The 14,400-nt window shown below is 63.0% G+C and carries 16 protein-coding genes; 5 read left to right on the forward strand and 11 right to left on the reverse strand.

Going from position 1 to position 14,400, the window contains the following annotated elements:
• Nucleotides 1-59: 59 nt before the first annotated feature.
• Nucleotides 60-1,109 (reverse strand): uroporphyrinogen decarboxylase family protein, encoded by a 1,050-nt coding sequence (locus AC1AYD_RS05470; RefSeq protein WP_476532641.1) that lies wholly within the window; start codon nucleotides 1,107-1,109, stop codon nucleotides 60-62.
• A 282-nt stretch (nucleotides 1,110-1,391) separates the two neighbouring features.
• Between AC1AYD_RS05470 and AC1AYD_RS05475 the strand changes: the two genes are divergently transcribed.
• On the forward strand, nucleotides 1,392-2,195 hold the full coding sequence (locus AC1AYD_RS05475; protein WP_476532642.1) for a pyrroline-5-carboxylate reductase family protein: 804 nt from the start codon (nucleotides 1,392-1,394) through the stop codon (nucleotides 2,193-2,195).
• Between the two features lie 48 nt (nucleotides 2,196-2,243).
• Entirely contained in the window at nucleotides 2,244-3,011 is a 768-nt protein-coding gene (locus tag AC1AYD_RS05480; protein WP_476532643.1) for a VOC family protein, read from the forward strand.
• 113 nt (nucleotides 3,012-3,124) lie between these two features.
• Here AC1AYD_RS05480 and AC1AYD_RS05485 read toward each other — a convergent pair whose 3' ends face one another.
• From AC1AYD_RS05485 to AC1AYD_RS05505, 5 genes are all read right to left on the reverse strand, one after another.
• Complete coding sequence (locus tag AC1AYD_RS05485) at nucleotides 3,125-4,156, reverse strand: uroporphyrinogen decarboxylase family protein (RefSeq protein ID WP_476532644.1); 1,032 nt, start codon at nucleotides 4,154-4,156, stop codon at nucleotides 3,125-3,127.
• Nucleotides 4,157-4,261: 105 nt separating this feature from the next.
• Nucleotides 4,262-4,960, reverse strand: a complete 699-nt coding sequence (locus tag AC1AYD_RS05490; RefSeq protein WP_476502776.1) for an amino acid ABC transporter permease — start codon at nucleotides 4,958-4,960, stop codon at nucleotides 4,262-4,264.
• A 50-nt stretch (nucleotides 4,961-5,010) separates the two neighbouring features.
• Nucleotides 5,011-5,733 (reverse strand): amino acid ABC transporter permease, encoded by a 723-nt coding sequence (locus AC1AYD_RS05495; RefSeq protein ID WP_476532645.1) that lies wholly within the window; start codon nucleotides 5,731-5,733, stop codon nucleotides 5,011-5,013.
• 101 nt (nucleotides 5,734-5,834) lie between these two features.
• Nucleotides 5,835-6,683, reverse strand: coding sequence for a transporter substrate-binding domain-containing protein (locus tag AC1AYD_RS05500; protein ID WP_476532646.1), 849 nt, complete (start codon nucleotides 6,681-6,683; stop codon nucleotides 5,835-5,837).
• 67 nt (nucleotides 6,684-6,750) lie between these two features.
• Nucleotides 6,751-7,443 (reverse strand): amino acid ABC transporter ATP-binding protein, encoded by a 693-nt coding sequence (locus AC1AYD_RS05505; protein ID WP_476532647.1) that lies wholly within the window; start codon nucleotides 7,441-7,443, stop codon nucleotides 6,751-6,753.
• A gap of 354 nt (nucleotides 7,444-7,797) precedes the next feature.
• Between AC1AYD_RS05505 and AC1AYD_RS05510 the strand changes: the two genes are divergently transcribed.
• Nucleotides 7,798-8,007, forward strand: a complete 210-nt coding sequence (locus AC1AYD_RS05510; RefSeq protein WP_476532648.1) for a hypothetical protein — start codon at nucleotides 7,798-7,800, stop codon at nucleotides 8,005-8,007.
• A 109-nt stretch (nucleotides 8,008-8,116) separates the two neighbouring features.
• On the opposite strand, the gene AC1AYD_RS05515 is transcribed toward AC1AYD_RS05510, so the two are convergent.
• Nucleotides 8,117-8,875 (reverse strand): SDR family NAD(P)-dependent oxidoreductase, encoded by a 759-nt coding sequence (locus tag AC1AYD_RS05515; RefSeq protein ID WP_476532649.1) that lies wholly within the window; start codon nucleotides 8,873-8,875, stop codon nucleotides 8,117-8,119.
• Between the two features lie 359 nt (nucleotides 8,876-9,234).
• Between AC1AYD_RS05515 and AC1AYD_RS05520 the strand changes: the two genes are divergently transcribed.
• Both AC1AYD_RS05520 and AC1AYD_RS05525 read left to right on the forward strand, forming a co-directional pair.
• A complete protein-coding gene (locus AC1AYD_RS05520; RefSeq protein WP_476544809.1) occupies nucleotides 9,235-9,390 on the forward strand; it encodes a hypothetical protein in 156 nt (51 codons plus the stop codon).
• Between the two features lie 113 nt (nucleotides 9,391-9,503).
• On the forward strand, nucleotides 9,504-10,901 hold the full coding sequence (locus tag AC1AYD_RS05525; protein WP_476532650.1) for an ATP-binding protein: 1,398 nt from the start codon (nucleotides 9,504-9,506) through the stop codon (nucleotides 10,899-10,901).
• A gap of 255 nt (nucleotides 10,902-11,156) precedes the next feature.
• Here AC1AYD_RS05525 and AC1AYD_RS05530 read toward each other — a convergent pair whose 3' ends face one another.
• Genes AC1AYD_RS05530 through AC1AYD_RS05545 form a run of 4 tightly spaced genes read right to left on the reverse strand, consistent with a single transcriptional unit; the run spans nucleotide 11,157 to nucleotide 14,361 of the window.
• Nucleotides 11,157-12,038, reverse strand: coding sequence for an amino acid ABC transporter ATP-binding protein (locus AC1AYD_RS05530; protein WP_476532651.1), 882 nt, complete (start codon nucleotides 12,036-12,038; stop codon nucleotides 11,157-11,159).
• Nucleotides 12,039-12,049: 11 nt separating this feature from the next.
• A complete protein-coding gene (locus AC1AYD_RS05535) occupies nucleotides 12,050-12,766 on the reverse strand; it encodes an amino acid ABC transporter permease (RefSeq protein ID WP_476532652.1) in 717 nt (238 codons plus the stop codon).
• Complete coding sequence (locus tag AC1AYD_RS05540) at nucleotides 12,763-13,461, reverse strand: amino acid ABC transporter permease (protein WP_476532653.1); 699 nt, start codon at nucleotides 13,459-13,461, stop codon at nucleotides 12,763-12,765. The genes AC1AYD_RS05535 and AC1AYD_RS05540 overlap by 4 nt, the downstream gene beginning before the upstream one ends.
• 33 nt (nucleotides 13,462-13,494) lie before the next feature.
• Nucleotides 13,495-14,361 carry a transporter substrate-binding domain-containing protein gene (locus tag AC1AYD_RS05545; protein ID WP_476532654.1) on the reverse strand — a complete coding sequence of 289 codons (867 nt, stop codon included), beginning with the start codon at nucleotides 14,359-14,361 and terminating at the stop codon, nucleotides 13,495-13,497.
• Nucleotides 14,362-14,400 lie beyond the last annotated feature (39 nt).

Consider the following 14,400-nt stretch of genomic DNA (forward strand, 5'->3'; position numbering starts at 1 on the left):
AACCATGCGTTCGGATTGGAAGTCTCGATCGGAAGTCTTGTTCGGAAACCCGCGGCGATTCAGCGGGTCGCGCGGGCGTCGGCGAGCGCCTGCAGCGCCTCGTCGGAGGCGGGCGTCGGCACCGTGCAGCTGGGGGCGAGCAGGAACGGCCTGCCCTCGCGCAGGGCGATGCTCTCCTTGAGCTCGCGGCGCAGCTGGTCGACGTCGCCGCCGGGGGCGAACAACTCGTAGTTGGCGCCGGCGACCGGCACGGCGGTCAGGTCGGCGTCCGCCTTCGGGTTGCCGGGCAGGTACTGGTCCCAGTGCAGCGCGTCCACGCCGTGCACGTCGAACCAGTTCGGGTGCGAGTGCGCGCGGCAGGTGTGCAGCAGCACGACGGCGTCCGGGTTGGCGCGCTTGACCGCGTCGATGACGATGCGGTCGTAGGGTTCGGAGAACTCCTGGTAGCGGGCCGCGTCGAAGTAGTCCTCGCTCACCGTGCCGGTGACCGCGTAGAAGACGCCGTCGAGGCCGGCGCCGCCTTCGGAGACGGGCTTGACGAGGGCGCGCGCGTAGGAGGCGAGCGTGTGGGCGATGTTGGCGAGCGCGAGCTTGGCGACCTCCGGCTGGTCGTCGATCAGTTCCTTGACGGTAAGCGTGCCGGTCGCGTAGTCGTCGCCCGGGTACAGCGGCAGGTCGGCGATCTGCAGAAGCACGCTCAGCGGCGAGAAGATGGTCTGGAGCACGGCGCGGTCCTGGAGGCCCTTGCGGATGAGCGCGGCGGCGGCGATCGCCTCGGCGAAGTACTCGTTCTCGGCGGCGGCGAACTCCTTGATCTTCCTCACGTCGTCGGGCGTCTCGATGGCGGAGGAGACACGCTTGGGCAGCACGAATCCGGCGTAGTCGTCCTTGTCGTAACGGGAGCCCCAGGCCTCCGCGTAGTAGACGGCGCGCGGGTTGATCTTCACCCAGTCCCAGTCCCAGCGCTTGACGAAGTCGATGTAGGCGGCGGCGAACCCCTCGGCGCCGTATTCGTGGCCGACGAGATGCTGCCATGCGCCGACGAGGTACGGCACATCGGTCGGCTTGTGGTTGATGATGTCATGGAAGACGCTGCGACGATCCGTCATGGTCCCCTCCCTGTCTCGAATGGTGTGGATGGTATTCCCCGATGCCAACCATCGAAACCGATGCGCGGCGGCGCTGTCAAACGGAAACCCACCTTTGCATTACTCGCTTTTCTTATAGCGTCTTATCCGCGCCCGGCGGCTGCTGGGATTTGCAATTCCCTATCGATAACACCTATAGGCGTTTGGCGGTCGAACGGCTGCGGCGCGCGGAATCATCCGGTATGACGGGATGTGTATATCGAAAACCGCGAACGACCACGAGCCCACGGAAGGGGAATCATCATGGGAGCGAACCTGTATTTCATCGGCGGCGGCAACATGCCGACCGCCATCATCGAGGCGGTGAGGCGCAAGGAGGCGACCTACCCGGTGGACCACATCCGGGTGGAGGAGATCTCCGAGGCGCGCGCCGCGTTCCTGAAGGACACGTACGGCGTGGAGCCCGCCAAGCCGACGGACACGCCCGACGCGGACATCGTCGTGATCGCCGTGCGTCCGCAGGACGACGTGGCCGGCGTCGCCGCATCGGTGGCGAAGCGCTTCGACCCGGCGAAAACCACCGTGGTCTCGATCGTCGCCGGGTACACGATCGAGAAGCTCGAGCAGAGCCTCGGCGAGGGCTGGCGCGTCGTGCGCATCATCCCGAATACGCTCACCACCGTCGACTACGGCTACAGCGGCGCCGCGCTCAACGCGAACGCGCGCAAGGAGGACGTGGACGCGTTCCTCAACACGTTCGGCAAGGTGCTGTACGTGGAGGAGCGTCTGATCGACATCATCACCGGCTTCTACCCGCCGAACATCGTCTACCACTTCATCGACGCCTACGTGGACGCGGGCGTACTCGCCGGCCTGCCGCGCGACGTGGCGAAGGCGATCGCGCTCGACACAATCATCGGCGGCACCGAGTTCCTCAAGCAGAAGGACGTGCTGCCGCAGGTGCTGCTCAACATCAACAATTCGCCGGGCGGCGTCGGCATCACCGAGGCGTACACGCTCAACAAGACGGGCTTCGCGGCCTCCGTGCAGACGGCCGTGCTCGCCGCCGTGGAGCGCACCACGTCGCTGGGCGCGAACGCGAAGTGACGCAAGAGGACGGACAACAAGGACAGGGACAGGAGACCTAGCAGACACATGGCACAGCAATTCACTTGGGACCACACGGTCGAATTCGTCAACGACCTGAAGGAGGCGGAGCAGCGTTTCGCGAAGGCGGGGCTCACCGCGCGCTACGGCGGCAAGCACGTCGGGCACGGCACCGAGAACTCGCTCGCCTACTTCACCGACAACTACCTCGAGTTCCTCACGCTCTACAGCCGCGACGAGGCGCTGGCGGAGACGCCGGACCGCGGCCTAATCTTCCACGAGGCGGGCGAGCTGCTGCCCGATTTCGTCGGCTTCTACCGCCCGGCGCTGCACGTGCACGGCATCGAGGCGGCGGCCGAGCGTCTGCGCGCCAAGGGCCTCGATCTGGGCGAGATCGTGCCGGGCAACCGCACCACCGCCGAAGGCGAGGAGATCCGCTGGCAGCTGCTGTGGATCAAGGGCGACGACCAGGGTCTGCGCTACCCGTTCGTCATCGATTGGGGCGCGAGCGAGGCCGAACAGCTGGAACGCTACGAAAAGAGCGGGCTGCTGCACCAGCACGCGATCGGCGAGGTGAACACGCGCCGCGCGCTGTTCGAGGTGCCCGATCCGGAGGCAGTGGCCGCCCACTGGTCGGACGTGTTCGACCTGGAACGCACGGACGGCGACGGCTATATCGACCTCAACGTGGGCGAGGGCCGCGTGTGGCGGTTCGTGCGCGGCGGACGCAACGCCATCACCGAACTCCAGTACGAGGCGCCGGCCGGCAAGTCCTTCGACGTGACGATCGGCAAGGCGCGCTACCGCAGCCTGTAGCCGGAACGTCGCCGTCTTCCGTCACGTTGCGGAAGACGGCGACGACGCGACGAAAACGAAACGACGAACGCCTCCCGTACCACACGGTACGGGAGGCGTTCTCGTGTCTGGGCTCACGCCTCGCGCAGCACGCGCAGGTGGGCGTCGTCCGGCTTCGGCGGGACGGTGCAGCTCGGGGCGAGCAGGAACGGCTTGCCCTCGCGCGCCTTCACCGTGTCCGCGACCTGGCGCTTCAGCTCGTCGATGTCGGTGCCTTCGCCGATGAGCACGGCGTCGGGGCCGCTGACCGGTACGGCGTTGAAGTCGTCGCTGATCGGCGGATTGCCGGGCACGTACGGGTCCCACTGGAGGAAGTCGATCGGATAGTCGGCGAACCAGTCGGGGTTCGCATGGTCGCGGCAGGTGTGCAGCAGCTTCACGCCGTCGCCGACCGCGGCCAGGATGCGCTCGTCGTAGGGGCGGGCGAGCTCCTCGAACTGCTCGTGCGTGAAGTAGCCGCGGCTGGCCATGCCGGTCTCCGCGTAGAAGATGCCGTCGAGGCCGGCACCGCCCTGTTCGACCGGCGCGAGCACGGTCTTCACGTAGGCGATGAGCGTCTCGGTGATCGCGTCGAGCGCCTTGACGGTGGCCTCCTTGTCGGTGAACAGGAGCGTGTCCTTGTCGAGCTTCGGGGCGGCGCCGTAGAGCGGCTTGCCGTTGATGCGCGGCAGACCGGCGACGAACAGGAGCACGGTGAGCGGCGAGAACACGGTCTCGAGGATCGCGCGGTCGCCGAGCTCCCTGCGGATAATTCGCGCGGAGGCGATCTGGTCGGCGAACGGCTTGCTCGCGGTCGGGTCGACGGGCGCGATCTTCGCCAGGTCCTCCGGAGCGTTCACCGGGTAGTCGAGCAGGCGCGGGGAGCGGCCGGTGCCGTAGTCGTCCGGGTCGAAGTGCGCGCCGAACGCTTCCGCGTAGTAGGCGGAGCGCGGGTTGATCTTCACGTAGTCCCAGTCCCATTTGCGCACGAAGTCGATGTGCGCCTGCGCCTGCCGCTCCACGTCGTATTCGTCGCCGACGAAATGCTGCCATGCGCTGGTCAGGTACGGCGTGCTGCCCTCCCCCTTGGCGAGGTCGTGGAATTCCTGTCTGCGGTCGCGGGTCATGATGGTGCCTTTCGTTTGCCGCGTGGGTGGCGTCGTCGTCATGCGGCGGTGGCGGCGACGGTGTTGTTCGATGGGTAAGGATGGATGGCGGACGCGCGGGTCACGTCACAGGCGCACGCCGGTGAGCGAGGCGTCGCGGCGGCGCAGGTAGAGGTTCATGAGGACGAACAGCACGCCGCACAACGCCCAGTAGACGAGCGCGGCCGCCGTGTACGAGGTCATGTAGTCGCCGTTGAGGCCGGCGATGAGCTTCGCCTGCGCGAAGATGTCGATCACGGCGATCGTGAAGCCCATCGACAGCGCCTTGATGATGTTCATGAACATGTTGAACAGGTTCGGCAACGCGTAGACGACGGCCTGCGGGACGATCACGTGGATCGCCTTCTGCCAGCGCGTGTAGCCGAGCGAATCGGCGAGCTCCAGCTGGTTCGGGTCGATGGAGGCGAGCGAGGCCTGCACGGTCTCCTGCAGGTAGGCGATGTAGACGAGCACGAACGTGAAGATGAGCACGACGGTCGCGTTCACCGAGTTCTTGCTCACGTGGATGCCCACCGTGCCGAGCATCGCCGACGACCATTGCGGCAGCGCGTAGTACCAGAACAGCAGCTGCACGAGGATCGGCGTGCCGCGGAAGAACGACGTGTACAGGCGCAGCAGCTGCGAGAGCACGGGCACGCGGGCGCGGAAGGCGAGCGCGACCGGAATCGCGAACAACAGGCCGAGCGCGAGGATGACGATCGCGTGCAGCAGCACGGACGGCACGATGACGGCGATTTTGATGAGATAGTCCAGTAATGCCGGCATGGGTGGTTTCCTTCGTTCTTCCTTCGTTTGCGGGCTTCCGGTCGCGTCCGTCAGGCCGCGTCCGCGGCGAGACGGGCGCGCGAGGCCTCGTCGACCACGCGGTAGTAGCGGTTAGAGCGTTTCGCGAGATGGACGACGGCTTCGATGACGAGCGCCGCCACCCAGTAGATGAGCGCGACGGCGAGATACACCTCGGACTGTTTGACGCCGTAGTTGTTCGCCACCTTGATCGAGGCGAGGCCCATCATGTCGACCACGCCGATCGTGAACAGCAGCGACGTGTCCTTGAGCAGGTCGACGGCCGCGTTGCCCAGGTCCGGGATCGCGATGCCGACGATCTGCGGCAGCAGCGTGTGCCGCCACAGCTGGCCCTTGGTGTAGCCGAGCGAGTCGGCGAGTTCGAACTGGTCGGGTGTGACGCTCAGGTACGCGCCGCGCAGGATCTCGCTCAGCCAGCCCGCGTTGAAGAAGACGAGCGTGACGCATGCGAACGTCGTCTTGCTCAGCGACGTGATGTCGATGCCGAAGTTGCCGAGCAGCTGCGGCAGGCCGAAGTAGATGAGGAACAGCAGCAGCACGATCGGCTCGCACCGCACGAACGACACGTACACGTCGAGGATCGCGGACAGGACCGGGATCCGGTCGACGCGGGCTCGCAATATCAGGAACGCGAGCGCGAACGCGACGGCGTAGCAGCCGGCGACGATGGCCAGCGTGTACGGCAGTTTCACGAGAAACGCCGGCAGCAGGGTGAGTACGTATGCGAAATCCACGGGATGCGGGTCCTTTGTCGATGATCGTCGATGATGGTGCGGTGCGGGGTCATGGCGGCGACGCCGGCGACGTCATGGCGATGCCGGCGGCGTCGGCGACGTCACTGCTGGGTGTCGTACTTGAAGACGTCCTCGCCGTAGTCCTTGATGGACAGCTGCTTCAGCGTGCCGGCCTTCTTGAGCTTGGTGATGGACTTGTTGAGCGCCTTGAAGAACTCGGGCTGCTTCTTGGAGACCAGGAAGTACTGCTGGTCGACCTCCACCGGCTCGGTGGCGCGGAAGTCGACGCCGAGGCTCTTCTTGATGGCGTTCACGTCGAAGCTCTGCTCCGGTTCGATCACCGCGTCGTACTTCTTGTCGACGAGACCCTGGAAGTTCTGGGCCATCGTCACGTTGTCCTGGTGGGTGACGGTGATGGCCTTGTCCGGATTGGCCGCGTTGTACTTGGTGACGAGCTTGTTGACGCCGCCGTCCGGGGAGATCGGGGCGACCTTCTTGCCGTGCAGGTCGTCGAGGGACTTGATGTCCTTCTCCCCCGGCAGCGTGTAGATCTTCATCAGCGAGATGCCGGTCGTCTCGTCCGGGATCAGGTACTTCTTGACGCGTTCGTCGGTCTTGAAGTAGCCGCCGGTGATGAGCGCGTACTTGCCGGAGTCGATGCCGACAGTCTCGGCGTCGTCGGCGACGGCCTCGTAGGTGAACTTGTAATCCTTGAGGTCCTCGTCGATGGCCTTGAGCACGTCCACCTCGTAGCCGGCGAGCTGGCCGTTGTCGTCGGTGTAGCTCAGCGGCTTCGAGTTCGCGGCGACTGCGATGCTGATGGTCTTCGCGTTCGCGTCGTTCGAGCCGGAGTTCGACGCGGTGCCGGACCCGCATGCGGCGAGCGAGGCGAGGGCCGCGGCGGCGCAGGCGAGCGCGATGGTTTTGCGGATGATGGTGGTCTTGGGCATGGTGATTCCCCTTCTTCTTGACGTCTTGTCGATATGCGATATGCGATATCGCGGATTGCGCGGCGCCTCAGCGGCCGGCGATGAACTCGTCGACGCCGCTCAGCGGGCGCAGCGTGCCGTTGAGCTCGTACACGTCCGCGTCGAGACGCCGGGCGAAGTCGATGTCGTGCGTGACCACGACGTTCGCGATGCCCTTGCCCTCCAGATCGCGGATCGTCTGGCAGACCTCGCCGACCAGCGCATGGTCGAGCGCCGAGGTCGGCTCGTCGAACAGCACGGCCTTCGGCTTGGCGGCGAGGGCGCGCGCGATGGACACGCGCTGCTTCTCGCCGCCGGACAGTTCGCGTGGCATGGCGTCGAACTTCGACCCCAGACGCAGCTGCTCGAGATTGGTCTTCGCCAGCCGTTCCGCCTCCTCGCGCTTGAGCCCGTGCACGAGCCGCAACGGCTCGACGATGTTCTCCAGTACCGTGCGGTGGTTGAACAGCGGGTAGGTCTGGAAGACGGTGGCGATGGTGCGGCGCAGCCACGCCACGTCGGCCGGTTTCGCCTCGCCGGCGGCGACCGTGCGGTCGTCCAGCGTGACGCTGCCCTGGGCCGGGGGCTTGAGGAACGTGATGTTCTTCAGCAGCGTCGACTTGCCCACGCCGGACGGGCCGAGGATCACGGCGGTACGCCCCGCCTCGACCGTCAGATTGACGCCGTCCAGGATGGTGCGCCCCTTGACGCGGTAGCCAATCCCCTTGAGCCGCAAAGTCATGTTCCGATTCCCCCGAATCATGCGATGATGCCGCGGACCATGGCGGACGACGTTCCCGTCATCCGCCATCCCCCACGATGTTCCCCAACCTGCCCGCGACGAATCGCGGACGACAGCGAATATACGGCACGACGAACGCGGAAATGCGCCGTCACGTATAACCGTTGCCTATACGCGACTATCAGACCCGCGCGCCGCAACGGCGCAGGGCGTGCGCGGCAGAGTCATAGATTCGATGGATGACCGTCCATAGCGAAACCGGCTAACGGCGCCGGAATGGCCCGGCCGCGGGCCGGATACGCTGGTTTTCAAACGTGACGCGCGGGGGCGCGCACATTCGGCAACGGGGGAACGATGGCGACGCAACGCAATAGGGAATCACACGATCCGACGAAATCATCCGGACTGACGATGCTGCTGCGGCTGCTGGGACTGGACCGACGCCCCGATACGCCGAAGACGGGCGCGCCGCAGGCCACGCCCGTCTTCGTCCCCGTCGGCCAATGCGCCGCCGCCCAACCGCTCATCATCCGCTTCCCCGCGCCCTACGCCGGCCGCGGGTGATGATACGAAAATGCCACCCTAGTGTGCTTCAGTGAGAGGCAGTGGTGGCTTTTAACACCACTAATTATAGTGACGATAACGCCTTTCACAAAGGTGCAAGACACCCTCGTCACTTCACTTTGATGGAGAGCTCCTGGCGGGGGCGGACGTCGACGTTGGTGATCTGCACGTCCGGGGTGGCATCGGCGACCCATGCGATTGCGTTCGCGACGCTCGCCGGATCGATGACGTCCTCGTGACGGAACGCGCCCCAGCTGTCGTCCTCGCGCAGCATCCTCGTATCCATCGGACCGGGCGCGACCGTGCTCACGCGCACGCCGTTCGCCGACTCCTCCAGACGCAACGTGTCCGCGTAACCGCGCAGCGCGTGCTTGCTTGCGGCGTAGACGGCGTGGTTCGGCACGCCGCGCGTCCCGGCACCGGAGTTCACGAACACGACGGTGCCACGCGCCGCGCGGATCGGCGCGATCAATCCCGAGGTGAGCGTCGCCGGCGCGATCACGTTGACGGCGAACGTCGATTCCCACAGGTCGAGGCCGGCGTCCACCGCTTTGCCGGTGGGACCGGCCGCGGCGACGTGCGCCAGCAGGTCGAGACGGTCGAGCCGTGCGGCGGTCCGCTCCGCCCACCGCCGCACCTGCTCGCCGTCCGACAAGTCGAGTCGTTCGGCTTCGACGCCGTCGATCGCGTCGAGTTCGGACAACGCGGCCTGCGAGCGCACCGGCGCGATCACGCGCCAGCCGTGAGCGGCCAGCAACCGCGCCAATGCGCCGCCCACGCCACCGCTCGCCCCGGTGACGACCGCCGTGCGCGGATTCGTTGCGTTTGGTGTATTCGGCGTATTTGGTGTATTCGATGTATCGGCCATGGTCATTCCCCTTCATGCGTATCGCCGCGATCGCATGCCACGACGATTCGAGTCCTTCGCGACCGCCACCTGCGGCGGCACTGCACGCATGCTATCAGGCATCCGGCTCACGACCCGTCGCGCCGGTATCGCGATTGGCGGAACGCGTCTATAGGAACCGGTTATGGGCGATGGGCCGGGGATGTGGGGAAGACACCGGAATCTGCGGCCATACCGTTGATTTCGTGTAGAAATCGGCAACTCCATACTGTTGATTTCGTGTAGAATCCGGTAGTTTCATACTGTTGATTTCGTGTAGAAGCAGGCGATTCCACACCATTGATTTCGTGTATCTTGTGGCGGAACATACCGAAACGCCAGTGAAATCCACCAAACGGTATGGCACGTCGTCACTCGACAAGTTCCGCGCATTGTACGGCAACCGGCTCGGCAAGGAGTACGTACTGCATCCCCGGCAGATGGAAGTCGAGGGGGAACGCGTGAGACTGCCCTTGTACATGGCGCACTGTCTGTAGCGGCCATCAGGCGGGGTCGAGAGGTTCATCATCGGTGATTCCGCAGTGCGATATACTAGTATATCGCAATATACTATATTGCGATATACCTAATTGAGAAAGGGCACGGAGTCATGTTCGTAGGGCGAAGCGAGGAACAGCGTCAACTCGAGCAGGCATACGATTCAGGACGGTTCGAATGCATCGTCGTATACGGCCGTCGCCGAATCGGCAAAACCACGCTCATCAACCGATTCCTCGAAGACAAGCCCAGCATCTTCTACTCGGCGATCGAGTCCACCATGCAGGGAAACCTCATCGCGCTCAGCAATGCCATCGGCGCCTACCGCAACGGCGGCGGACTGGAGACGAACGCTCCAATCTACCGTGACTTCCAAAGCGCGGTGGACGCCGTTTTCGACATGGCGAAGAGCCAACGCCTGGTGTGGGTGATCGACGAGTACCCATTCCTCGCACAGGCCGATCGGTCGGTGTCGTCGATACTGCAGCATGCCATCGACCGCCATAAGGACGACAGCCACCTGATGCTCATCCTTTGCGGGTCGAGCATGTCCTTCATGGAACGACAGGTACTCGACTACAAAAGCCCCCTATATGGCCGGAGGACCGGATCCATCAGACTCAACCCGTTCACCTTCGAAGAGACACGCGAATACACGCACGAGCTGACGAAGGAGCACTCGGCCATCGCCTACGGGCTGACCGGAGGCGTGGCCCAATACCTCGAATGGCTCGACCCCGCCGACGACATCCGCGCCACGATCAGGGACAGGATGCTCTCCCCCTCATGCAACCTGTTCGACGAGCCCTACATGCTCCTGCAGCAGGAGGTACGCAAGCCGGCCGAATACAATGCGATGATCGGCAACATCGCGACCGGCTCATCACGGATGAGCGAAATCGCTTCGGCCAGCCACATGCCGACAGGACAGGCACAGGCATATCTGACCAACATGATCGATCTCGGCATCCTCGACAAGGAAACGCCGTTCGGCGCGAAGAGCCACCGGAAGACCATCTATCGGATCAAGGACTCGTTCTTCCGCTTCTGGTACCGGTATGTTCCGCGTAGCATGTCCGCGCTGCAGGCCCGCAGACTCGACCTCGTGGCCGACATGGTCATGGACGATCTGCCACGATTCATGGGACAGGTATTCGAGGACATGAGCCTGCAATGGCTGTGGGGACGCGGATACGACCAGCTGCCGTTCCCGGTGCTGCAGGCCGGACGCTGGTGGGGCTCGGACCCGAAGACCCGGCAGCAGGAGGAAATCGACATCATCGCCACCGGAAACGATCCTTCACAGGCGATCTTCTGCGAATGCGAATGGCGCAACAATCCCATGGGCGAGGCCGAATACCACACACTCCGGCGTCGCGGCCTGCTGCTGCCGTACCCCGACAAGCACTACATCCTGTTCTCGAAAAGCGGCTTCACCGACGACCTCAAACATCTGGCCGACAAGGACGGGGCGCTGCAACTGGTTCCGTTCGAGGACATGGCCGAATGATCGGTGCAGGTGCGGGTCGGCAGCAATGCCGGCACCGGCAGCCGCATCGCCCTCGCGGTTGGTCTGCAGCGGTCTGCAGCGGTTCGTTCCCAGGGGCATACGGTTCGCTCCCGATTGCATACGGTTCGCTCCGGGGTTTGCCACGCGAAAACGTGGCTGACCCCGGAGCGAAGCGTGACTGGCGAGGAGCGAGGCGTGACGAATATGGAGGGAACCCTCACTGGTCTATCGCACGTCCACCGAATGGGAGAAGAATCAGCAGGTACAAACCAAAGCGGGCAGCGGCTGCACCAAACGGGGAATCCCCTCAAGGGGCCCGCGACGAACCGTGGCGGCCGGCACTGCGACGGGATCAGCAGCGGGAACTGCAACAGGCGCAGCATCCGTTGTCCCAACTTCCGCGCCCGGATTAATCTGCCGAAGGAACTCACGAGTTCTGGCCTCGCGCGCATGCTCGAAAATCCGTTCGGGAGTCCCCTCCTCCACGACGACGCCATGCTCCATGAACACGACCTTGCTGGCGACATCACGCGCGAAACGCATCTCATGAGTCACGACGATCATCGTGGTTCCGGATTCTGCGAGTTCCTTCATTACGGAGAGCACCTCACCGATGAGCTCCGGGTCCAAGGCCGATGTGGGCTCGTCAAACAGAATCACATCCGGGTTGACCACGATGGCGCGTGCGATACTGACACGCTGTTGCTGGCCGCCGGACAATTGGGAGGGATAGTAATCCAGCCTGTCGGCCATCCCCACCTTCGTCAAAGCCTCCTTGGCCCGACGTTCCGCCTCCGCCTTAGGAACCTTGCGAGCCGTGACGAGCGGTTCCATGACGTTCCTCAACGCGGTCATGTTGTTAAACAGATTGTAGTGCTGGAAGACGAACGCCGTATGCAGCCTGACATCACGGACATCTTTGCGGCTAGCTTTGTGCAGGTCATATGCACGGTCGCCAAGCTGCAACGTGCCGCGGTCGGCACGCTCGAGGAAGTTCAGAGAGCGCAGGAACGTGGTCTTACCCGAGCCCGAAGGACCGAGGATCGCCACCACATCGCCTTTGTCCAACGATAGGCTGACATCCTTCAACACCGATAATGGGCCGAACGACTTCTCCACATGGCTGATGGTAATCATTTGCAGGCCTCCTATGCGACGATCGCGAACTTGAAACGACTGGTCTCGTATGCCAACTTGTTCATCCCCTGTTCCAGCACGAAGCACAGCACCCAGTACACGAGTGCCGCCGCGATGTACCCTTCCAACAGGTCGTACCGTTCATCTGCGGCACGTATCGAGGCGCTCAACACTTCGGAAACTCCGACGAGCGAGCACAATGCGGATGCCTTCACCATCGACACCAGATTATTGGTGAGAATCGGGATGGCCTCAGGAATCGTCTGCGGAATGATGATTCTACGCATAATCTGCCCACGGGTGAGACCGGCAGCGTATCCGGCTTCACTCTGATCCGATGACACCGTAAGCATGGCGCCCCTGATCGATTCGGAGACAGTGGGCACCGCGGCGAAACTCAGTACGATGACGCCCAGAACGATTCCATTGATGCCGTCCTGCCCTGCCTTAAGCCCAAAAGCAGCGGCGATTTGCCGGTAATACAGCGTGGAAATCAAGCTTGCGGCGACCAGCAGCAAATAGGTAGGAATACCCTTGAGCACCGTGACCACCACTGCGAACAGTTGGGAGAGCACCGGTACCTTCCAGATACGGGCTATCGCGACGAGCGTCCCCAACATCAACGCAATGGCAAACGGAGCGAGGGAGAGGATGAGCGTCTGCGGAATGAACTGCACGGCGGCGGCGATGCTGGACCATATCTGTCCCCAATTGAACGGGCGAATCATGCCTGAGCCTTCCTTCCGAAGCTGAAGCGCCTGTCGATGAAGCGGAAGAACCACTCCAGCAGCACGCTGACCGTGACGAAGATAATGGCCGCTGCCGCATACGGTTCGAGACTGTGCGACGTGGCGTTGCCAATAGCGATCGCACGGCCCAAAACATCCATAACTCCGAGAGCTGAAGCGAGAACAGTGGTCTGGAACAGACCGACGGTCATGATGCCCAATCCGGGGATAACGGCGCGAATCGCCTGCGGAATGACGACTCTGCGGAACGTCTGCCACCATGTCAATCCAGCTGCATACCCAGCCTCGAACTGACCGACCGGCACCGCTTCGAACGCACCGCGGAACAGCTCTGCCATGAATCCTGCCTGGTTGAGTCCGAGACCAAGCACAGCGAAGTAGAACGCGGGAACGTCGTCGATATTCACGCCGGTAAGCGCCGAGACCAGCAGAGGAGTGCCGTAATAGACGATGAACAGCTGGACGATTTCAGGCGTGCCTCGAATGAACGAGATGAATACGATGGCAATCTGGTTGAGCACCGGCACACGGAACATGCGCACATATGCCAAAGCCAGTCCCAACAGAATGCCGATGGCGAGCGCATATCCCACCATCATGAGCGTGTCGGGAAGATACTCCAACACTTTGGGGAAGGCCGCAACCAACCTATCCCATGAAAAGTACTCACCCATCCGAGGCGCTCCAATCCGATACGCTATCCGACGTCACTCAGACACCGAGGAATACTTATCCTTGACAGGCTCGGTGAAATCATCACCGAGGTACTTCTCGGACAGCTTCTTGAGCGTACCGTTCTCGCGAAGCTTGGTGATGGCACCATCGAGCGCCTTGGCGAGTTTGGTGTCCTTCTTGTCCAGCAGGAAGTAGGAGTTGTCCTGCTGTAGCGGCTCTCCAACGGACTTGACCGGGAAATCCGGATTATCTTTGTTGTCACTGATGACGCGCCAACCCGGACCGGTCTTGGCTGCCGACTGGCCGCTCTTCAACGCAGCATCGGCCTGTTCGAATGTCCAATCACCGTACTTGAGATTGATCTTCTTGTCCGGATGGGCGGCGTTCCAATCCTCCAGATACTTCGTGGTGGCTTCGCCGTTCCACACATACATGGTCTTCCCCGCAAGATCGTCGATGCTGGTGATGTCGCTCTTCTCCGGAACGACCAGTTTGACGATGTAGTTGTTGGCGGGGACAGTAGTGTGACCGTATTTCTTGACGCGCTCGTCATTCAGCTGCAACGAACTGGCGGCCACGTCGATTTTGCCGGTGTCCAGGGAGACCAGCAAGTTGGCCCAATCCAAGGAACGATATTCGAACTTGTACTGCGGCAACAGCTTATCCGCCGCGCGCAGGACCTGCGCCTCGTATCCGTCGATTTCGCCAGCATCGTTGAGGTAATTGAACGGCTTGTTGGTCTTGGTGTTCTCACCGATGACCACCGTCTGGGCATCCGCGTTGTTATCGGTCGATTCATTGGCGCTATCGGAGACATGGCCGCAAGCGGCGAGCGATGTAAGGGATGCCGCCGCTACGGTGAGAGCGAGGATACGGCGCAATTGCGATGCAACGGTCATGATGCGGATCTTTCTTTCTTCCTGAAACGGATTATGCGG

This window comes from Bifidobacterium sp. LH_426, from assembly GCF_056356875.1.